Here is a 22,938-nt window from a genome sequence, read left to right on the forward strand (position 1 = left end):
GCTTTACCAAAGGGAAAATACAAACGTTGTTGAGAAAAACTAGGGGAGTAATTGGCTTCATTCTTATTGTGGATGTCTATGTAACTCGGGGATAACTAAATCTATAGCACCTCTTTAATTTCTAAATGTACTTTTGAATCTACAGACATTCCCAAGAAGTTAATACCTTTAGTCACTTCACAAGTAATTTCATAATTTTTTGAGGGCTCTAACTTAAAGGATGCCGTGGCGCTTCCGTGATACCATTTATTTCTGCAACTAACTTGAAAATGATATAAGCCAGCGGGAAGAGAAATGTCATTAATTTGGGTGCTTAATGCGTTTCTATTGGTTATCTCCTTATTATTAACATCATAAATATATAAAACATACGCACTATATTCAGCAGTTAAAAATAGTCCCGTACCTGATAAAGTACGAACATTTGATAAATATTGTGTATTAATACTCTTAGGGTTGTATATTTGCGGTGTTGCACAGCCAGTAAGAATCAGAATAGAAAGATATATTAGTGTTTTAATAATGCGTCCTTGAAGCCTAACCGTTTACTAGAATAAAGTCGGGTTGGATACAAACTCTACTATCATTCTAATCTCGACATTCCGGTAATTTTTTTTACAGCATTTCATAAACTTAACCTTTTGAAAAGACAAATCTAGCTTTGATATTCAAAGATCAAATACAAGGATGGTGGTTAACGACAGTCTACGAACTAGATTTACACATCACTCATTGATGTAGTATGTATTGGCAACCGCAGCATAAAATATTTAAAGCACGCTTCTGCTATCGTCCTGATGGTTTTTGTCTCGAATCCCGCGCGGCGGCCGCATTCGAATCAGTAACTTCTTTTCAACAGCCAAAAGAAGTCACCAAAGAAATAATTGGATGAAGAACATAGTTTGGCGAGCGGGCTTTTTTGCTTACTTTTCTTATTAAGTGCAAGGATGCACTTAATAAGAAAAGTAAGTCGTTTGACATGGATGCTAATCGAAAAACCGCATGCGACCGACATGGACGTCGGAAGGTAGAATAACGCAGGAGCAGTTATCGAGATGCAGGTAAGCGTTAGCACATGCTTTAATTTTGTGCAAAACATTAAGCCGACACCGCGCTGGATGGCGGAGCCCGCTAGGGCATTAACTAAAACTATCTGCTACAACCTACTTATCAACATACCTGATCGCAGTCCCACTAATACTCACCATCAACATACTGCCCCCCTTACCTACCACTTCATAATCAATATCAACACCAATAACCGCATTCGCGCCAATAGAACGAGCTTCGTGTTCTAATTCCTGAAAACCAATCTTCCGCGCTTTGGTCAGTTCATCTTCGTATGCGCCTGAACGTCCACCAACTATATCTCGGATTGAAGCAAAAATATCTTTGAATATATTTGCTCCCATCACAGCTTCACCAACAACAATACCTAAATATTGTTCTATTTTTTTGCCTTCTAGCTGATTAGTGGTTGTTATTATCATTGTCACTCCTTGCTTCAATTTTATTCTTAATTAACTCAATTCGTTCGGCCAATTGGTTGTCTGAATAGGCCTTAGCCGGCACTTGCCCCCAAATAGGCTTGGGCCAACTTACGTCATTTTGATAACGTACTATGTGATGTAAGTGTAATTGAGGCACCATATTACCCAGCGCGGCAATATTCAACTTATCAGGTGTAAACAAATGTTTAAGAGCACGGCTAACTAGGGCTGATTCTTGCCACAAGATTTGCTGATGGGCATCACTTAAGTCAATCACATCACTGATGTTGGCAACGCTGGGCACTAAAATTAACCAAGGATAATTAGCATCCTTAATCAATCGTACTGAACACAAATCTAGCTCGGTGATTAATGCACTATCCATGGACAATTGTGGATGTAACACAAAATGAGTCATGTCATTCCTTAAATATGCGTAGGTATAACAGTTAACAAAGCACGCTGCCCAATTTCAACGTCAGCGTTGGGGAATACAATCGCTTCCCCTTCAAATTGCGCCCGATATTCGCAACCTGTTTCATGAGCTAATAAATGTTCTTTTGGAAAATCACTAAAGTTTGGCGCGTCTGGCGCAAAATTGAGAGTAAAATCAGCTTGTTGTTTATTGATCACTTGATTCACTTCATAGATCAAAAAGTCTGCATCATTATAGTCTTTAAGCATCAAATCCTCAGCACAAATCAACTTAGTCAAGGTGGTTACTACCTGACTAAAGTTATCCATATTGTTTTGCCCAAACGGCATCACTTTACCCAATTCAACCGTGAACGCATTGGCGTTTAGTTCGTTGACTGAATAATAACTAAAAGTAGTTGTTGGACTACCTGAGAGTAAAATAGTATTCACACCACAGGCTAACAAAATTTGTAGTTGATATTTGTCCCAAGCTTTACCATTTTGAAATGGGTAGACTGCAAACTTGTCATTTTTAGAGGCTCGTATTGCGGTATGTAAATCATAATGGAAACGACATCTGTTCTGCTCTGCAGGCATTGCTAAATAAAAATTTCTAACCACATCTTCTAATTGTTTTGCTCGGCGTCTTTCATCATTCATCTGTTGCCCAGCGGCTAAGTTTTGATGTTCACCACTAAACAAACGATTCATATTTTCTTCAGTAAAACGCTGCGCAATATCCATAGCGGGTAAATTACCAAATAAAAACAACACTCGTTGTTTTACCACTATTTCACCCATCAAAATACGCCTGACTAAATCATCGCAGATTTCTATAGGAGCCGTTTCATTGCCATGTACACCACAAGAAATAACGATGTCTTTATCACTTTGAGCAATAGTTTCGAAGATGATAATCCCTTCAGCTAACACATTAACTCGTGTGTGTGCATCGATAAAAAACTGGAAGGAGGTATCAAAAAGTGAAGGTTGAGTACGCGATAAAGTAAGGAAATTTCCCTGCTGCTTTAACATTTCAATAGTATTTTGAACGGACGTTTTAGATGTATTTTGCATAGTGTGTGAGTGTTGATCTCAGAATTGTTTTCTAAAGACCTAATATTACGCTAATCAGCACACTAACTCATGTATTTTAAACTGCGGATAAAGCTCTACAAACAAAGTTAAGCGAGCTGGTTTTCACGCACAAAGGATGTGCCTACTGTTATATCTTTGTTGGCTAGCTCAATAAAATCATTTATAGGGATCGCTTTTGAGAACAAAAATCCTTGGCCAGATGAAACGCCTATTTCACGTAAAATATGAAGATGCTGAATACTTTCGATACCTTCAGCAATCAACTCACAATTGGCCGCTTCAGCAATCAGCTTACTCGCCTCAACTATGGCTCGATTAACTGGACTCTCATCTATCTGCATAATGAAGGATTTATCAATTTTAATACTGTCAATTTCAATATCACGTAAATAGGCTAAGTTAGAATAACCTTTGCCAAAATCGTCAATCGCTATGGTCGCCCCAAGAGCGCGAACTTGTGATAATTGTTTTTTAACTAAAATAGAATTAGATAAAGCCACATCTTCTGTCAGCTCTAATTCAAACTGGGATAACTCCACCTGATGTTTTTGGGCCATTTTTATAAGCTTGTTAGCAAACTTCAAATCATATAATTGCGAGGGCGACATATTCACTGCAATTTTTAATCGTAGCCCTACACTATTAAGATGTGCAGCACTCTTAAAGGCTTGATCTAATACCCAGTAACCAAGCTCGTTCATCATATTATAAGATTCAGCGGCTTCAATCAGTGCACCAGGAAAAATCAAACCATCGAGTGGATGATTCCAACGTAATAAACACTCAACACCAATGATCTGTAAAGTATTTAACTCAATTTTAGGTTGAAAGTATATTTCCAATTCATTTTGATCCAAAGCTCGAGTGATATCTGCCTTAAAGGCGAGTGCTCTTCCTGAGCTGTTATCAGTCAAATTTTGGGCATATTGAAAATTATCAAATTTATTATCTTTTGCTTGTTTTAATGCGGTTTCAGCCAAAGAAAAAAAGTGATTAATATCACTATTATTTTTCGGATTAGATGCGGCACCAACATTGAAGTCAGCGATAAAGGCGTGATCATTACATTGTATTGGAATTTTAAAATGTTGAATTAAATGGCTATAAAAATCATAAAGTTGATTCTGTTGCAGGCCACCAGACAAAATCAAACCAAATACATCACCGCCAATTCGACCAAAAATTGCGTTATCGTTAAACAAAAATGCAATACGGTTAGCAATTTCTAATAATACTTTGTCACCATATTCGTAACCAAAGCTGCTACTGACATCAGAAAAACGCACCACATCAATTAACAACAAAGATTGCTCAGGATCTATCTTAAGTAACTGTTCTATTTCCCCCAAAAATACATAACGATTGGGAATGGTTATTAATGATTCATGCTGCATTGAAAAATATCGCCCCGTTAAAACCTACTGATATATCAATCAAAGTCGATGTTAATACTTACGATAATTACCGAAAGCAAATCACTTTAACTAGCCCCCCCCAGATCCATAATAATAAAAGCCCAAACACTTGTTTGAGCTTTTATCAATCGAGGTGCAAAACACCTCAATTTGGCTTAACGTTTCAAAGTATAGAAATTTACTCTACTGCACATGGCTGTAATTTCCAAATTTTTTCAACATAATCTTTAATTGACCGGTCTGAAGTAAACTTCCCCATGCGTGCTGTATTTAGTATTGCCATTTTCGCCCAGCCCGATTTATCACAATAGGCCTTATCGGCTCGTTGTTGTGCATTTGAATAAGACTCAAAGTCAGCCAAGACTTTGTATGGGTCTCCGCCCTCTAACAAACTATGCTTGATTGATGCTAATGCTCCTGGTTTGCCAGGCGTAAAATAATCAGTTTCAAGCCAATCTAATACAGCTTTAATTTCTTTATTGTTGTAGTAGAAGTTGTAAGGGTTGTAGCCAACTTGATCAAGTTCGTGCACTTCATCAACATTTAGACCAAAAATGAAAATATTTTCGGCGCCCACTTCTTCAGCTATCTCAATATTCGCACCATCTAAGGTACCTACTGTTAAGGCACCATTTAGTGACAATTTCATATTTCCAGTGCCTGATGCTTCTAATCCTGCTGTAGAAATTTGTTCAGAAATATCAGCAGCAGGGATCATTTTCTCAGCCAAACTGACTCTATAATTAGGTAAAAATACTACCTTAATTTTGCCATTGACCCTTTTGTCATTGTTAACTCTATCGGCCACTTGATTAATTGCATAAATAATATCTTTAGCTAATTTATAGCCAGGAGCGGCTTTAGCACCAAATAAAAACACTCTTGGTTGCATGTCGTATTTAGGGTCTTCTAACAAGCGGCGGTATAGCGCCATAATATGTAAAAGATTGAGATGTTGGCGTTTGTATTCATGCAAGCGTTTAATTTGAACATCAAAGATAGCTTTAGGGTCTATTTCTATACCTGTTAAGGTTAAGACCTCTTTAGCCAGCATAACTTTATTTTCATGCTTTATTTTCATAAATTGTTTTTGAAATTTAGCATTGTCAGCAAACTGACTCAGTTGCTCTAGTTTTTCTAGATGCAATGGCCAATCATTACCAATTTTTTCATCAATTAACGCAGATAGTTTGGGATTACATGCCTTCAACCAACGACGAGGAGTGATACCATTGGTTACGTTAGTTAACTTTTCTGGCCACAATTTGTCAAATTCAGGAAACAGGTTTTTCTTGACTAGAGATGAATGAATTTCGGCTACGCCGTTTACTCTAAAAGAACCAATTACCGACAAGTTACCCATACGGATCATCTTTTCTTTGCCCTCTTCGATGATCGACAACTTCTGCTTGATGACGTTGTTGCCCGGCCACATTTTTTCGACTTCACTCATAAAGCGGTGATTAATTTCGTAAATGATTTCTAAATGCCTTGGCAGAATCTTTTCAAACATTCGGGCAGGCCATTTTTCTAATGCTTCAGGTAATAACGTATGATTAGTGTAGGCAAAGGTCTTACTGCAAATTTTCCAGGCGCTATCCCAATCGAGTTCAGCCCTGTCTAATAGAATTCGCATCAATTCAGGAATGGCAATAGCAGGATGGGTGTCGTTCAATTGGATCACCACTTGACTAGAAAAACGACTCCAATCATCTCCATGGGCTCTTTTATAACGACGAATAATGTCTTTTAGAGAACAGGCACTAAAGAAATACTGCTGAATTAAACGTAATTCTTTACCCGCTTCAGTTTCATCATTGGGGTACAACACTTTAGAAATAGTTTCAGCTTGCACATTTTCTTTTTGTGCATCCACATAACCACCGGCGTTAAATACATCCCAGTTAAAATAATCTGACGCTTGGCTTTGCCATAAACGCAAAACGTTCACGGTTTTACCACCATAACCCACTACTGGAATATCCCAAGGTAGTCCTTTAACAATCAGCCCAGGATGCCATTCTTTTTGTATTGCGCCGTTTTCGCCATATTTAGTTTCGACATAACCATACAAAGGAATTTCTTGAATTGACTCAGGACGACATATTTCCCATGGGTTACCATAATCACGCCAGCTATCTGGACGCTCTATTTGTTCACCATTTTTTATTTCTTGACGAAATAAGCCATGCTCATAGTGCAAACCATAACCGATAGCAGGTAAATCAAGTGTTGCTAGAGAGTCGATAAAACATGCAGCTAAGCGCCCTAAACCTCCATTACCCAGCGCCATATCCGGCTCTTCTTCCATAATGTCGGTGAGATTGACACCTAGTTCTTTCAAAGCTTGATCAGTTTGCTCGAATAAACCTAAATTATGCAGGTTATTAGACATCAAACGACCCATCAAAAACTCTGCAGAAAAATAATGCACAGCACGAGTATCATTTAAATAATGAGACTTTTGGGTTTTACGCAGTTGCTCCAATACATGTTCTTGCACTGAGGCGCAGGTTGCTTTCCACCACGCGTGATTATTTGCTTTATTTTCGTCGGTACCCAACGAACAATGTAGATGTCTTACAATCGCATCTTTCATGACTTTGTTTGGTAAAGAAGACGTTTTAGGATCTGGCTTTTTCGCGCTCATACTACACCTCAAATTAGCTTTATTTAGTTGTCATTTTCCCTAACGTATTTTGTCTTAATCGGGTATTTAATGACGTAATAAAATTACAGATAAATTTAATAAGGTAGTTTTAGCAGGATTTTTTGCAGGAAGTTGTTAAATAAACGTTAAATAACTAAAAAAGCATACGTATTCACTTGAGAATACGTATGCTTTTAACACAAAATCAACATTTTAAATTCAAAATTTAAACATTTGCAGTTTTAAATACTTGTTCGACCAGAGCTTTGGCCTCATTCACTAATAAATCGAGGTGTTCAGAACCATTAAAGCTTTCGGCATATATCTTGTAAATTTCTTCAGTGCCAGATGGACGAGCTGCAAACCAACCATTTTCAGTACTCACTTTCACTCCACCAATGGCGGCATTGTTACCCGGAGCATGGGTTTGAATATTAGTGATAGTTTCGCCAGCAAGCTCGGTGGATTGAATGACACTTTTATCCATTTTGCTTAATACTTGCTTTTGAGCATGATTTGCCGCTACATCAATACGGGTATAAACAGGCGCTGAAAACTGCTCTGTAAGTGCTTGATAATGCTCCCCTGGATCTTTACCTGTTACCGCAATAATTTCAGCTGCCAACAAACACAAGATAATACCGTCTTTGTCGGTTGCCCATGGTTTGCCATTACGACGCAAAAATATGCCACCAGCACTTTCTTCACCGGCAAAACCAATTTCACTTTTTAATAAGCCTTGTACAAACCATTTAAAACCTACTGGCATTTCCGCTAATTCACGACCTAGTCCCTTGACCACTCTGTCAATCATACTACTCGATACTAAGGTTTTGCCTACCTTAATATCTTGCGGCCATTCGGTTCTGTGTTGAAATAAATATTGAATGGCTACAGCTAAATAATGATTAGGATTCATTAAGCCATTCTTAGGCGTAACTATACCGTGTCGATCAAAGTCAGGATCATTGCCAAAAGCCACATCAAATTTGTCTTTTAAATCAATCAAACCGGCCATGGCATAGGGCGAAGAACAATCCATGCGGATTTTTCCATCTTTATCTCGGTGCATAAAGCCAAACTGCTGATCAACATTACGATTAACAACCTCAATGTTTATTCCATAACGCTCAGCTATTCTGTCCCAGTAACCTATACCAGCACCACCTAAGGGATCTGTGCCTAAGACTAATCCAGCCTTAGCAATGGCTTGCATATCTATTACTTGGTCGAGTTGCGCAATATAGTCTTCAGCAAAATCAATTTCTTTTACATAAGCAGAGTCATAGGCCGCAGCCAAACTCATACGTTTTACCCCAGCCATATCATTACTGATGATTTCATTGGCACGTTGCTGAATAAGGTTAGTTACATCGCTATCTGCGGGTCCACCATGTGGAGGGTTATATTTAAAGCCCCCGTCTTCAGGTGGATTATGTGATGGTGTAATCACTACACCATCAGCTCGCTCTTTTGACGAATCAACATCATATTGCAAATTATGCTGCAAAATAGCGTGGGAGATAACAGGTGTAGGGGTGTAACCGCGGTTTTCCTGCACCACTAAAGCAACACCATTTGCCGCTAACACTTCAACTGCTGTTGAAAACGCAGCTTCAGATAACGCATGAGTGTCCATTCCCATATACAAGGGACCAGTGATATTTTGGTCTTGCCGAAATTCTGCCAGCGCTTGGCAGATAGCGGCTATATGCATATCGTTAAAGGTATTTAACAATGAACTACCACGATGGCCTGAGGTACCAAAAGATACGGCTTGGGTACTATCACCTTTGGTAGGTTGACTGGTGTAATAGGCACTAGTCAACTTAGCAACGTTGACCAACTGTTCTCTACTCGCGAGTTTTCCTGCTTGTGGATGAAGAGCCATAATGATCCTTTAGTTATATAAGTTCAGGGGCAAATATTTTAATCAATTCTTCTACTTCAGATAGGTTAAAGCCTACTTGTTCAGCCACACCTTTAAGCATGTTAATTTTCTTCGCTGTATTGTTATTGGTGATCACCCAATAAACGGAGTCAGGCACATTTTTAGGGTTAGTACTGCTGCCAGTGGCCAAGAGTGTGTCTTTGTCTGTGGCGAAATATGTCCTATTGCGTCCACTCATACTCAACACTTTGGAGAATTGCTGGCTATGATGTTTGTGAATAATTGATAACACCAATAACCACCTTTCCACCATCTTAGGAATGGCTTGTAACTGCTGCCCTTCAAGTTCAGCAAACACAGCTGAAGCCTGACAAGTCGGCTCTGTGCTTTGAACATCGCTTACATCACTATCAATAGTGTAAACCTTAGTCTCTTTAACACTATTATCTTGAGCGGTGTTAAGTAGCGACTCAGGCATGACTAATCGGCGTAAAATATCCGATGCACTTTCACCGATATCTTGAGTCTGTGATGCAATAAAATGGTAAAGATCGTCTTCTATTTGAATACTTTTCATGAATTTAATTTATCAAGCGTTGCACATAGCTTTATTATACGTATTGACGCAATCAATTCATCGATTAATTCCATTTCATACTCAAGTATTAGCTAAACCAACAAAAATTAGGCGAATTTGCGCTAAAATATTGATTCACCCAAAAATACCAATTCTTCGGATACCATTACCCTATGCTGCATAACAAATTGGCCATGGCCATAGAGCAATCCTGTCAGGTGTTAATTGGCAAACAACAACAGGTTAAATTAGCACTAACTTGTTTGTTGGCTAACGGCCATTTGTTAATTGAAGATTTACCCGGCATGGGAAAAACCACGCTTTCACATACTTTGGCCAAAGTATTAGGCCTTGAATATTCAAGGATCCAGTTCACGTCAGACTTATTACCAGCAGACATGTTAGGTATCAATATTTTTGATAACAACGAACAAACCTTCCGTTTCCACCCAGGGCCTATTTTTAATCAACTGGTGTTAGCCGATGAAATAAATCGCGCCAGCCCTAAAACCCAAAGTGCTTTGCTTGAAGCCATGGAAGAAAGACAAGTCAGTTTGGATGGCGAAACTCGCCCACTTCCTTCGCCATTTTTTGTGATTGGCACCCAAAATCCATCACATCAATCAGGCACCTATCCTCTACCCGAGTCGCAATTAGACCGATTTTTAATGCGTATTCAGTTGGGCTATCCCGACAAAGAAGCTGAAAAAAGCATGTTAAAAACCCAAATGGGCAATGTACAACATGCAGTAGAAACGGTAATGGATATAGCTGAATTTATTGAATTACAAAATAAAGCCAACCAAGTACATGCGTCTGATGAATTACTTAATTATATCTTACGTTTAGTCACCTTTAGCCGCGAAAGCAACCAATTCGCTAACCCGTTATCGCCCAGGGCGACTAAGGCATTGTTAAGTTCAGCTAAGGCTTGGGCTTTTATTAATAATAGAGATTTTTTAATCCCAGAAGATGTGCAGGCTATATTGCCGGCAGTGGCTGAACATAGATTACGCAGCGCTTCTAGCGACTTTAGTGCTCAAGGTAGTTTAAGCAAATTGTTGCTCGAAGCCATTGACCCAATTGCAGCCTAGGCCCTGTTATGACGGTATTACAAAGTTACTGGAACAAATGGTTAAATAAGCGCATTCCTGCAGCTACGCAACATCACTTAAACCATCACAACATTTTTATTTTCCCAGCTAAATTTGGGCTATTATTTTTGTCTTTGTGTGTACTGCTATTTTTGCTCGGCACTAACTACCAAAACAATTTGATGTTGTTGTTGTGTTATTTTTTGTTGGCGATATTTTTAGTGACCTTATTGGCCAGCTATATTAATTTTGCCCGTATCCATTTGCAAATTGGTAAGTGTCCTGAAGTATTTGTTGATGACAATTTGCATATTCCTCTTTGGTTAAACGCCAACATTGATGGTACCTCCCCTGCAAACGGACTATTACATTTTAAGTTTCAAGCCATTAAGAAACAATCCAATAAAAAAGCAAAAGCGCAACATATCCAGTCAAGTACACTAATAGATGCCGATGCTTTTACTAATCCAATAAACTTAAGTCAAAAATGTCATCAGCGAGGTAAATTGACCCTATCTAGAGTCACTGTGGAAAGCTTTTACCCTTTGGGTTTATATCGTTGTTGGACACATTTGGCTTTTAGTCACCAGATAACGGTTTTCCCTAAACCCATACCTTGTGAGATACAACTCCATGTTAGTGATCACACTAGCGCAAAAAAAAGTGGTGAAATGGCCAATGAACAAGCCGGCCACGATGACTTTTCTCATCTCAAAACCTACCAAATAGGCGAACCTTTAAACCATGTCGCTTGGAAACAACTGGCTAAGGGCCGAGGCATGGTCAGCAAACAGTTTTCTTCCATAGGCAATCACATAGGTTGGCTTAAATTATCCGCTAACTATACAAACAAAACATTGCCCCACCCCAGCCAAGAGTTAGCAACAGCATTAGAGCAAGAACTCAGTGAATTGTGTTATCAAGTTATTGAATTGAGCCGTACTCAGCGAACTTTTGGTTTAGATTTAGGCGCACAATGTATTGCACCCAATAGTGGTAATGGTCACCGAGTCGCCTGTTTAGACGCATTAGCCTATTTTCCTAAATGGGGCGATGAAGATGTTTAAGAGGCTGAAGCAAAAATCTAACGATCAAGGCACTGCGCAGTCCTCTAGAAATATTGCATTGTTATTATTAGCGGCGACATTGGTATTTGTCAGCTTTAGTCTTTTTTCTTCAGTACTCACTTGGATATTATTACTGGTTGCTTGTGGTGCGGTCATCAGAGGCGCTATTTACTACAATTATTACAAACACTTGCCATCAATCCGTACCTTAAATTTATTAGCGCTGTTAAGTATTCTGGGGTTAATTTACTCAGCTTTGAGTGCTGGTTTACTCTTTGGCATGGTCAATTTATTGATCCTCGCCTGTGCCTTAAAACTCATGCAGATGCGCAGTCAAAAAGACGTATATCAGTTGGTCATTAGTTTGTTTTTTTTGATAGGTTGTGGCTTTATTTTTAATCAGTCTATTGGATTTAGTTTATTTTATGCCTTGTTATGTTTGACACTATTATTAAGTTTGGCTTGTTATCACGCGCCAAGTATAAGGATACAAAAACAACTAAAAACCATATCAATACTTAGCTTACAGGCTTTACCGATTGGTTTATTAATGTTTTTGGTACTGCCACAATTGTCACCTCTTTGGCACACCCCCAAAGCTGACGGTGCACAAACAGGACTATCGGAACAAATTACTCCAGGTGATATTGCCCGCCTTTCACAATCAAGTGAATTGGCATTTCGAGCCACCTTCGAAGACACTCCTCCGGTAATTCAGCAACTATACTGGCGAGCCATAGTGATGGAAGACTTTGATGGTAAAACCTGGAAAGTTCACGGCTATCGTAAGAAAATGCGTGAACTGCAATTAAAAATAAAACAACAATTTAAGCCCATCTTGACTGGTTCTTTTTTTAATTATGAAGTGATTGCCGAGCCAACCTATCAACCTTGGTTATATGCATTAGACATAGCTGTGCCAGCAGATCCCAAAAGCAGCAGAAATATCATGCAAAGCAGTGACTTTTTGTTATTTAGTCAGCAACCTTTAGCGAATAAATATCAGTATGCGGTGCGCTCATACCCTAAAGCCTTAGCCAGCCAAACACTTAGCGTAACCGATAAAAAGATTAATCTTAGCTTACCTGCAAATGGTAATAATAGAACCCGAGAATGGGTTAATAAGCTTCGAGCGCAATTCCGAAACAATAATGACTTTGTAGATGCCGTATTAAGGCACTTTGTGGACAACCCCTTTGTGTATACCCTACGTCCTGAAATCATGTTGGTTGATCCAGTTGACCGTTTTTTATTTGATAATCAGGCAGGTTTTTGTAGCCACTATGCCAGCGCGTTAGCCTATGCCCTGAGATTAGGTGGTATTCCAGCACGTATAGTCACAGGTTATCAAGGCGGTGAGTTAGTAAAAAATCCCGGAGAATCACCTTATATGAGTATCTACCAATACGATGCCCATGCATGGGTAGAAACATGGGGCGATAAAACAGGTTGGCAACGCATCGACCCAACGGCTCTGGTATCGCCAGATAGAATAGAATTTGGCTTACGTCAAGCTATGCAAGAAGAAGGCAGTTTTTTAGCAGACTCGCCCTTTGCCTTAGCCAGGCTTACCAATATAGCTTGGCTTAATAATATCAGGTTATTTTTAGCAGACTTAGACTATAACTGGAGCCGCTGGGTATTAGGTTTTAATAGTGAAAAGCAGCGCGACTTATTTAAATCGCTTTTAGGTAAACTGACCCCAGAACGCTTATCTATGTTAGGCCTAGGTATAGTAGTCACTATTGCAATGTTACTGGGTTTGTTTTTTCTTCCACATTGGTTACAAAACCGAGTAGCCACAACACAACGTTTGTACCTAAAGGCGCTAAGTGCCTTTGAAAAGGAAGGAACCCAAAGAGCCACTTGGCAAGGACCCAGTGCCTTTAACCAACAAATCAACGAACAATACCCAACTAAAGTCAGTGATCCATTTACCCATATAACCCAACTATATTTGCGATTAACTTACCAAAACAAGCTGGATACTGACTCGTCAATTTTGAGCGTAAAACAATGTCATCGTATGATGCGTCGTTATTTAGCCCTATTAAAATCTGAGTTGTTAAAAAATTAAATAACCCGAGTTCTGGATAAGCCGTACCATCCAGCATTGTAATTATTGTAAGGAAAGCGGCTCGTATTAACCTGAGTTCAAGTTAAGTATAAAAAGAACTATCGCTGCCTTAGCGATACTGCAATTTTTGTGGCATAATGCGCGCCGAATTTTTGCCATCTATAGGTCACCTACATAAGGGGCCTGATGGTAAACAATAGTTGAATATTAATATGGGGACCGACCTTGCTAACAACTGCAAATATTACCATCCAATTTGGCGAAAAGCCTTTATTTGAAAATGTCTCAGCCAAATTTGGCAATGGCAATAAATATGGCCTGATTGGCGCAAATGGTTGTGGTAAGTCAACCTTTATGAAAATCATCGGTGGTGACTTAGAGCCTTCTGGAGGCAATGTCTCCGTCGACCCTGGTGAACGTATTGGTAAACTAAAACAAGACCAGTTTGCCTACGAAGAATGCAGCGTTATCGATACCGTTGTAATGGGACACGGTGAACTATGGAAAGTTAAAGTCGAGCGGGATGCAATTTACGCCAATCCAGATATGACAGAAGAAGACGGCATCAGAGTAGCCGATTTAGAATCAGAATTTGCCGAAATGGACGGTTACACTGCTGAATCTAGAGCCGGTGAACTACTCATTGGTGTAGGTATTCCTGTGGAACAACATTTTGGTCCCATGAGTGAAATCGCGCCAGGTTGGAAACTCAGAGTATTACTTGCTCAAGTATTATTTTCTGACCCAGACATTATGTTACTGGATGAGCCTACCAACAACTTGGATATCAACACTATCCGCTGGTTGGAAACAGTGCTTAACGAACGTAACTGCACCATGATCATTATTTCCCATGATAGGCATTTCTTAAACTCAGTTTGTAGCCATATGGCAGACATCGATTATGGCGAAATTCGTTTATTCCCTGGTAACTACGATGAATACATGACAGCAGCCACCCAGTCTCGTGAGCAATTGTTGTCTGACAACGCCAAGAAAAAAGCACAAATATCTGAGCTCAAAGCATTCGTGAGTCGTTTCTCAGCCAATGCATCAAAGTCAAAACAAGCTACGTCACGTGCTAAGCAGATAGATAAAATTCAATTGGGCGAAGTCAAACCCTCAAGTCGTCAAAGCCCGTTTATTCGTTTTGAAGAAACTAAAAAGTTACATCGTTTGGCTTTGGAAGTAGAAGGTTTGGCTAAAAGCTATGATGAAGAACTCTATAAAAACTTGGATTTGATGATTGAAGTAGGTGAAAGAGTGGCGATTATTGGCCCCAATGGTGTTGGTAAAACCACCTTATTAAAATGTTTAGTGGGTGAAACTGACTTAACCGCTGGCAGCGTTAAATGGTCTGAGAATAGTAACATTGGTTATTATGCTCAAGATCATGCGGCTGATTTTGAAGAAGACAAAACCCTGATGGATTGGATGTACCAATGGGCTCAAGAAGGTGACGACGAACAAGTCATGCGCGGCACTTTGGGTAGATTGTTATTCTCGCAAAACGACATCAATAAATCAGTCAAAGTCATTTCAGGTGGTGAACAAGGCCGCATGTTGTTTGGTAAGCTGATGCTGCAAAAACCTAATATTTTGGTGATGGATGAACCCACCAATCACTTAGATATGGAGTCTATTGAGTCTTTGAACTTAGCCTTAGAAAACTATAAAGGCACGCTACTTTTTGTCAGCCATGATAGAGAATTTGTATCTACAGTAGCGACGCGAATTATCGACATGAAACCAGATGGCATTGTTGACTTTAAAGGCGACTATGATAGTTACCTTGCGAGTCAAGGGGTGTAGGCAGCGAGCTAAATAGCTGCGAGCTCGTAGCTATTTAGCTCGAGACTATTTTGCTTTTGGTTTGTCTGATAACATCCACGGTAGAAGTTAATTTAAACCACTAAGGTAAAATGAATAACATACGTTTTGTAAGCTACTTGACGATCATGCTGATATTACTTCAGTCATTTTCGGCTGTAGCCAATTCGTTAGACTTTCATGCTACTGATCCACAGCATCTTCAGCAGGAACATCAACACTCGGATGACCATGTAAATAACAGTGTTGATGATGGCAAAGAAGACTCTATTGCAGATCACCACAATCCAGCTGACTGTCACCATTGCGGCCATTGTAATGGCACCCACATTCAGTGGGTCGGTCAACATGCTAAACCTAACTGTGTTCTAGCACTGCAAACACATCAATTTCATTATTTACGAGCAGTAATTAACGCCCCTATTAACCAATTGTTACGCCCACCTAAAGCCTAGTCCTTTTATTTATTAAAACTTGCATCCCAAATATTTTTTGAGATGCACAGTCGTATTTAATTTTATTAGGACAAACAATGAATATTTCTTTTATTAAGAAGCATCTGTGCCTGCGAGCATGGTGCTTATGTATTTTGGTGATGTGTTTCACCAGCAACGCTTACGCAGCGTTAAATGATGCTGATAATACCTTTCCAATGACACTAGAAAGTGCCATTAAACGTACATTAGCTAATAATCCCCAGTTACATGAGTTTGATTTTAGGCAGCAGGTGATTACAGGTGAAGCTAAAACCGCTGCTCTAAAGCCTGGTTATGTTATGGGCGTTGAAGTAGAAAACTTTCTCGGTAGCGGCGAAGTTGCAGGCATTAAAGACATGGATCTGACACTCACCTTATCATCTGTTATCGAAATGGGTAACAAAATTCACGCTAGAAAGAACGTTTTGGACATTAAACGTCAAATGTTAGACGTAGAAAAACAGGTGCGTTCGCTGGATATTCTCGCAGAAGTTATGCGTCGTTATATCGATGTGTTAGCGGGGCAAGAAACAATCAATGCGGTTAACGACGCTGCACAACTTGCACGTTACACCTATCAAGCGGTCATAAGGAGAGTCGAAGCCGGTGCCTCCCCTTTACTTGAGAAAAAGCGCGCTGAAGCTGCCTTGGCTGCAGCTAGACTTGATGTACAGACAGCTAAGCTACAATTACAAACCAGTATTAAAAGTTTGTCTATCATGTGGGGCGAGCAGCAGCCTACATTTACTCAAGTACAAGGTGATTTGTTCTCATTAACCAAATCACCATCGTTTCAAACCCTTATCTCAGAACTTGCAACTAGTCCTCATATTCAGTTGTTTGCCCAGCAGTCGCGCGTGCAAGACGCCCAACTGAGATTGACACAGGCCGCTAATCAACCTGATGTTAGTTGGACTGCAGGTATTCGCAGGATAAACGGAATTGATGAGATGGCGTTTGTTGCCGGTGCAAGCGTTCCACTATTTACGCAGAGTCGAAACTTAGGTGATTATGAAGCGCAAAAAGCTAAACATGACCAAATTGAGCAACAAAAGCAATCTAGCCTTCGTAATCTATACCATCAGATCAATCAAGCCCTTGACGCACGAAACCGTGCATTGTTGGAAGTGACCACGTTTCAGAAAAATATCATTCCGCCACTTAAAGAAGCTTTAGTTTTAGTTGAAAAGGCATACACAGATGGACGGTTCAGTTATCTGGAATGGGTGTCCACTCGACAAGAGTTATTGGATGCGCAACACGCGTTAATTCAATCGGCAAAAAAAGCCCTTCAACGCGGCGCAGATATCGAAGCATTGACGGGTATCTCCATAGTTTCGCTGCCAAGCGAGAGCACTTCAGCCCCTATTTTTAAAGAGCAATAAGCATGAATTTTTTTAACCAGAACAGACAATATTCAACTAATAAAATGGCATTGTTTCCAGTAATAATGCTGCTCCTGATCCCTTTTATGAGTCTCGCTAGTGAAGACAAACACAAGGGAGAAATGGTAACGATGTCGGACAATATGGCAATGGTTTCGGGCATTAGTACTGTTGCCGTATCTGCCGGGCAATTAAATATTTTAGCAACATTATTTGGTGATGTTACAACCGATCCGGCTTCCCTTAGTCATATTCGAGCCCGATTCGACGGTGTCATTTCAGATGTCACTGTGAACCTTGGTGACAAGGTCAAACGCGGCGATCCGTTGGCCACAGTAGAGTCAAATGAGAGCCTTAAACGCTATAAAGTAACCTCCCCCTTTACTGGCACTATTATAGCTAGGCATGCAAATGCTGGTGAGCTTTCTAACGGCCAAATTCTATTTTCAATTGCCAGCTATGATGATGTGTGGGCACAATTAAAAATATTCCCTAAGCAACGTGCAGCCATTAAGTCTGGGCAAAAAGTCTGGCTCAGTAATACTGACTTTACTCAGGAGTCATCAATCAGTCATATCGTTCCTTCATCTGAAGGCAAACCTTATACTTTAGCCTTTGTAAAACTAAGTAATACTGATGGTAACTGGCCTGTAGGGGCATTGCTCAAAGCACGAGTTAGTACAGAAACAATAAACACCCCATTGCTTATTCCTAAAATAGCTATTCAGAAGTATGAAGGGCGAACTGTGGTCTTTGTTAAAAAGGACAATGAATACCACCCTCGCACTATTAACTTTGGTCGCTCTGATGACATCAATATTGAGGTATTAGCAGGCCTAGAAGCCGCTGAGATAATTGTCAGCCAAAATAGCTACCTGATTAAAGCAGATCTCGAAAAATCGGGAGCTGGTCATGTTCACTAATCAAAGATTACCAACCCTGACTTTAAACCTCAGCTCACTACGAGAGAGGCAATCATGATTGAATCGATACTACGACTGTCTATAGAAAGACGAGGGATCATGCTGCTGCTGATCCTATTTATCAGCGGACTTGGTTTATGGAGTTATCAGCAACTACCTATTGATGCCGTGCCTGACATTACTAATGTACAAGTACAAATCAATACTCAAGCACAGGGATATTCGCCACTTGAAACTGAACAGCGAATAACCTTTGTGGTAGAAACGTCGCTAGCAGGGCTTCCTAGTCTTTCTTACACTCGTTCATTATCACGTTATGGCTTATCTCAGGTCACGGCTGTATTTGATGAAGGCACCGATCTTTATTTTGCCAGAAACCTAATCAACACGCGATTAGGCGCTATAAAAAGCCAACTTCCTCAAGGACTTGAGCCTGAGATGGGGCCCATTGCCACGGGTTTGGGTGAGATCTACATGTACTCCTTGAGTGCTACTGATGATGCACGGCAAAGTAACGGTCAAGCGTACAATGCTATGGCCCTAAGAGAAATCCACGACTGGGTCGTTAAACCACAACTCGCATTAGTTAAGGGGGTCACGGAAGTTAACGCCATCGGCGGCTATACCAAACAATATCATGTGAATCCCGACCCACAAAAAATGCTCAATTTTAACCTTAGCATGCAAGACTTACTCACAGCACTGGCACGTAACAATGCCAATCAAGGAGCGGGATTTGTAGAGCGTAATGGACAGCAGATATTGATACGTTCCCAAGCCCAGCTTAAGACAATAGAAGACATAGGCAAGGTTGTCGTTAAACGCATTGATTCGGTTCCAGTGACGGTTAACGATATTGGTAAAGTAGCCATAGGTAAGGAGCTGCGAACAGGTGCTGCCACTCGTGAGGGCATTGAGACAGTGCTGGGTACCGCGATGATGTTAGTCGGGGAAAACTCCCGAGCGGTTTCGCTAGCAGTGGCGCAAAAAGTAACTGACATTCAAACCAGTTTGCCCGATGGCGTACTCATTCAGTCGGTCTACGATAGAACCACTTTAGTGGATAAAGCGATCAATACGGTACAGAAAAATCTGCTTGAAGGTGCTTTTCTGGTGATCGTGATCTTGTTCCTTTTATTAGGTAACGTGCGGGCGGCGCTAATCACTGCTGCGGTTATTCCGTTGGCGATGTTGGCAACAATTACGGGCATGGTACAAACTGGGGTATCGGCTAACCTCATGAGTTTAGGTGCCCTTGATTTTGGGTTGATTGTCGATGGTGCGGTGATCATTGTTGAAAACTGTATCCGGCGATTATCCGAGCAGCAAAAGCGTACTGGCGTGATCTTGGCACTCAAAGAGAGATTAGAATTAGTCTTTGAGGCGACTAACGAAGTGATCCGGCCTAGCTTGTTTGGGGTGCTAATCATCACAGTTGTATACATTCCATTGTTTTCGTTGTCAGGTGTGGAAGGCAAAATGTTCCATCCCATGGCTGCTACTGTCATCATAGCGTTGATTGCAGCTATGGTATTTTCCATCACTTTAGTACCTGCGGCTGTCGCAATCTTCTTAGGTGGGAAAATCAGCGAAAAAGAAAGTCCGATAATCTTGGGCGCTAAATTTGTATATCGCCCTGTATTGTTAGCTGCATTAAAACTTAGATGGTTTGTTGTGGTTGCCGCTGCAATATTAGTGATCATCTGTATCTGGCTAGCGACCCGTCTAGGCTCTGAATTTATACCGCAACTCAATGAAGGCGATATTGCACTTCACGCCATGCGTATTCCGGGTACGGGAATTGATCAAGCAATAGCTATGCAAAAACTGCTTGAGTCAAAAATAATGGAATACCAACAAGTCCAAACTGTGTTTGCTAAAACAGGCACAGCTGAAGTGGCAACCGACGCCATGCCACCCAATGTCACTGATACTTTTGTGATGTTAAAGCCTAGAGAGTTATGGCCAGATCCTAGCCTGTCTAAAGAGGATTTTGTGGCCATGCTTGAAAAAGATCTAAGCATATTGCCAGGCAATAATTACGAATTCACCCAACCCATACAAATGCGTTTTAATGAATTAATAAGTGGGGTCCGTGCAGATCTGGGTATCAAACTATTTGGTGATGATTTAGATGCTTTGGTCAACTCAGCATCTGAAATATTGGCGGTACTACAAACCATTGACGGTGTCGCCGATGCTCGTATTGAACAAGTCGACGATGTGCCTATATTCACTATTAATCCGAAACCTGTGATGTTAGCTCGATACGGGCTGGACGTTACAGATCTACAAACTTGGCTTCATGCTGCGATTGGTGGCAATGAGGCAGGGTTAATTTTCGAGGGTGATAGGCGGTTTGCTTTAGTTGTCAGGTTTGCTGAGGACATTCGTGGGGATCTTGATGCTTTAGGCGATATTCCAATAATGACAGATAGTGGTGAATACGTGCCGCTTGGAGAAGTCGCAGAGCTAAAATTTTCGTCTGTGCCCAATCAAATCAGTCGCGAAAACGGCAAACGTAGAGTTGTTGTTACGGCCAATGTCCGAGAACGTGACTTAGGCTCGTTTGTGCAGCAAGCAAAACTAAAAATATCACAACAGGTGGATTTGCCAGTAGGCTATTGGTTGGATTATGGCGGCACATTCGAGCAATTGGAAAGTGCCAGTAAACGGTTGTCTATTGTGGTGCCTGCCACGTTATTCATTATTTTGGCTTTGTTAGTGATTGCCTTTGGGTCAATTAAAGATGCCTTGATTATTTTCACTGGGGTTCCCCTTGCCTTAACGGGCGGTATTTTTGCCCTTTGGTTAAGGGACATGCCGCTGTCAATATCGGCTGGAGTTGGCTTTATTGCACTGTCAGGTATTGCGGTGCTTAATGGATTAGTGATGTTGTCATTTATACGCCAGCGGTTATTGGAAACTGGGGAATTAGTTAATGCTATCGTTGATGGCGCGCTAACCCGACTCAGACCGGTGTTAATGACAGCCCTTGTTGCCAGTTTGGGATTTGTCCCCATGGCGCTTAACGTGGGCACTGGTGCAGAGGTTCAGCGGCCTTTAGCCACAGTAGTAATAGGCGGTATTATATCTTCAACAATTTTAACACTACTTATCCTGCCCGTGCTTTATCGCTTAGCTTATTCGAAAAAGGTTAATGAATAGAAGCTTCGAGAGTATTTTTACACGCTACTTTTTGATGTCAAACAAAAAGGGCATCATTTTTAACAAATGATGCCCTTATCTTTTTTTGTCTTTAGCTATTCACTCGAAGCTCGAGGCTGGTAGCTGTCTGGTTTACTTAATATTAAGCAACCAAGAGACAAATTGTTTTGCTTCAGTGGTGTTTGCGAAAGTGCCCATTTTTTGGCCACATTTGTCGGCAAATGCCACTTTAGATTTATTCACAGAGATATTGTGCACTGGGCAATTTACCGAAATCTGTGTTCCGTTATATGTATAAGACATAATTAAACTCATTAAATATGACTATTTTTTGCTTCTTAAATATATGCATTAAATAGTCAAAACTAAAAATAAGCTCATTACAGTTTTGACGATACTACTAAACCCTAAGGTTTTAATTCGATAAGACATCTGCAAATAATGTTTGCCAGAATGTTTAATACTCACTAATTCGTCGTACGATAATTCAGCTTGTTATTGCAATTCAATAGGACTTTAAACTCTACATATGCAGGTCGTGCCTAAGGATTACGTTTTTAATGTTGGCTGACTGGATCAGGGAAAGACATAACATTGGAGGTTTGTATTGCGAGGGTTTCTACAAACCGATGGACAACATACTTACCTTTGATAGATAAGTCAACTATTAATTAGACTAAATGGTCAACTATCCGTAAATAGCTCAAAACATTAAAGATGTTATGATCTATGCAGTTTATTACTTATGAGTGTCCTACTTTGGAAAAAATTGCCATCTTTGTTGACGTACAAAATATCTACTACACCACTCGCCAAGCCTATGGCCGGCAATTTAATTACCGTCGGTTCTGGCAACATGTACATCATCAAGGCGACATTATCATGGCCAATGCGTATGCTATTGATAAAGGCGATGAACAACAGCAAAAGTTTCAAAGCGCACTTAAACATATTGGTTTTGATATAAAACTTAAACCTTATATTCAGCGCAGCGATGGCTCAGCTAAGGGTGATTGGGATGTAGGTATTGCTATTGATGTATTAGAAGCTGCCGAGAATGCAGATACTATTATTTTATTATCGGGTGACGGAGATTTTGATTTATTACTGAAAAAAGTCAGTCAAAAGTATGGCTGTAAAACCCAAGTGTATGGTGTACCACAACTTACCGCCACTTCCCTAGTGAATGCAGCAGATGAGTTTTTCAAAATAGAATCTGATTTATTGCTGTAATACTATTCCATTTTAAAGTGCGATCTAATTGAGTTCTCAGCTAATTGACTCCCAATGTTTGCCAGAACACTATTAGGATTATCAATAGGCTTTCCTGTGCTCAGTGTGTCCACCGTGATTCAATATCTTTTGCATTTAAAGCAATTC

General features: G+C 40.2%; 17 protein-coding genes. 9 read left to right on the top strand and 8 right to left on the bottom strand.

Annotated features, from left to right (window positions below; translation table 11 throughout):
- Positions 1-1,163 precede the first annotated feature (1,163 nt).
- From GARC_RS00745 to seqA, 7 genes are all read right to left on the bottom strand, one after another.
- Positions 1,164-1,490, bottom strand: coding sequence for a heavy metal-binding domain-containing protein (locus tag GARC_RS00745; RefSeq protein WP_007615668.1), 327 nt, complete (start codon positions 1,488-1,490; stop codon positions 1,164-1,166).
- Complete coding sequence (locus tag GARC_RS00750; RefSeq protein ID WP_007615670.1) at positions 1,471-1,908, bottom strand: HIT domain-containing protein; 438 nt, start codon at positions 1,906-1,908, stop codon at positions 1,471-1,473. Before GARC_RS00750 ends, GARC_RS00745 begins: the two co-directional genes overlap by 20 nt.
- An 8-nt stretch (positions 1,909-1,916) precedes the next feature.
- A complete protein-coding gene (astE, locus tag GARC_RS00755; protein WP_007615672.1) occupies positions 1,917-2,984 on the bottom strand; it encodes a succinylglutamate desuccinylase in 1,068 nt (355 codons plus the stop codon).
- A gap of 107 nt (positions 2,985-3,091) precedes the next feature.
- Positions 3,092-4,399, bottom strand: a complete 1,308-nt coding sequence (locus GARC_RS00760) for a putative bifunctional diguanylate cyclase/phosphodiesterase (protein WP_007615674.1) — start codon at positions 4,397-4,399, stop codon at positions 3,092-3,094.
- 199 nt (positions 4,400-4,598) lie between these two features.
- On the bottom strand, positions 4,599-7,070 hold the full coding sequence (locus tag GARC_RS00765) for a glycogen/starch/alpha-glucan phosphorylase (protein ID WP_007615677.1): 2,472 nt from the start codon (positions 7,068-7,070) through the stop codon (positions 4,599-4,601).
- A 226-nt stretch (positions 7,071-7,296) separates the two neighbouring features.
- Positions 7,297-8,961, bottom strand: a complete 1,665-nt coding sequence (pgm, locus tag GARC_RS00770) for a phosphoglucomutase (alpha-D-glucose-1,6-bisphosphate-dependent) (protein WP_007615679.1) — start codon at positions 8,959-8,961, stop codon at positions 7,297-7,299.
- A 13-nt stretch (positions 8,962-8,974) separates the two neighbouring features.
- Complete coding sequence (gene seqA / locus GARC_RS00775) at positions 8,975-9,538, bottom strand: replication initiation negative regulator SeqA (RefSeq protein ID WP_007615681.1); 564 nt, start codon at positions 9,536-9,538, stop codon at positions 8,975-8,977.
- A 173-nt stretch (positions 9,539-9,711) separates the two neighbouring features.
- Between seqA and GARC_RS00780 the strand changes: the two genes are divergently transcribed.
- The 8 genes from GARC_RS00780 to GARC_RS00815 all read left to right on the top strand — a co-directional run bounded on the left by GARC_RS00780 (position 9,712) and on the right by GARC_RS00815 (position 21,558).
- A complete protein-coding gene (locus tag GARC_RS00780) occupies positions 9,712-10,632 on the top strand; it encodes an AAA family ATPase (RefSeq protein ID WP_007615683.1) in 921 nt (306 codons plus the stop codon).
- An 8-nt stretch (positions 10,633-10,640) separates the two neighbouring features.
- Positions 10,641-11,699, top strand: coding sequence for a DUF58 domain-containing protein (locus GARC_RS00785; RefSeq protein WP_007615691.1), 1,059 nt, complete (start codon positions 10,641-10,643; stop codon positions 11,697-11,699).
- Complete coding sequence (locus GARC_RS00790) at positions 11,692-13,776, top strand: transglutaminase family protein (protein ID WP_007615693.1); 2,085 nt, start codon at positions 11,692-11,694, stop codon at positions 13,774-13,776. The genes GARC_RS00785 and GARC_RS00790 overlap by 8 nt, the downstream gene beginning before the upstream one ends.
- 225 nt (positions 13,777-14,001) lie before the next feature.
- A complete protein-coding gene (locus GARC_RS00795; protein ID WP_007615695.1) occupies positions 14,002-15,588 on the top strand; it encodes an ABC-F family ATPase in 1,587 nt (528 codons plus the stop codon).
- Between the two features lie 110 nt (positions 15,589-15,698).
- Positions 15,699-16,061: a hypothetical protein gene (locus GARC_RS00800; RefSeq protein ID WP_039988322.1), complete on the top strand. Its 363-nt coding sequence runs from the start codon at positions 15,699-15,701 to the stop codon at positions 16,059-16,061.
- A 140-nt stretch (positions 16,062-16,201) separates the two neighbouring features.
- Positions 16,202-17,467 (top strand): TolC family protein, encoded by a 1,266-nt coding sequence (locus tag GARC_RS00805; protein WP_039988328.1) that lies wholly within the window; start codon positions 16,202-16,204, stop codon positions 17,465-17,467.
- 2 nt (positions 17,468-17,469) lie between these two features.
- Positions 17,470-18,390, top strand: a complete 921-nt coding sequence (locus GARC_RS00810; RefSeq protein ID WP_007615698.1) for an efflux RND transporter periplasmic adaptor subunit — start codon at positions 17,470-17,472, stop codon at positions 18,388-18,390.
- Between the two features lie 54 nt (positions 18,391-18,444).
- On the top strand, positions 18,445-21,558 hold the full coding sequence (locus GARC_RS00815; protein WP_039988324.1) for an efflux RND transporter permease subunit: 3,114 nt from the start codon (positions 18,445-18,447) through the stop codon (positions 21,556-21,558).
- Positions 21,559-21,690: 132 nt separating this feature from the next.
- Here GARC_RS00815 and GARC_RS26905 read toward each other — a convergent pair whose 3' ends face one another.
- The gene (locus GARC_RS26905; protein WP_153810831.1) at positions 21,691-21,861 is read right to left on the bottom strand and encodes a hypothetical protein; all 171 of its coding nucleotides are present in this window, start codon (positions 21,859-21,861) and stop codon (positions 21,691-21,693) included.
- 426 nt (positions 21,862-22,287) lie between these two features.
- Here GARC_RS26905 and GARC_RS00825 point away from each other — a divergent pair, with 426 nt between their 5' ends.
- Positions 22,288-22,791: a LabA-like NYN domain-containing protein gene (locus tag GARC_RS00825; protein WP_007615703.1), complete on the top strand. Its 504-nt coding sequence runs from the start codon at positions 22,288-22,290 to the stop codon at positions 22,789-22,791.
- Positions 22,792-22,938: the final 147 nt, after the last annotated feature.

The sequence above is a fragment of the Paraglaciecola arctica BSs20135 genome, from assembly GCF_000314995.1.
GTDB lineage: Bacteria > Pseudomonadota > Gammaproteobacteria > Enterobacterales > Alteromonadaceae > Paraglaciecola > Paraglaciecola arctica.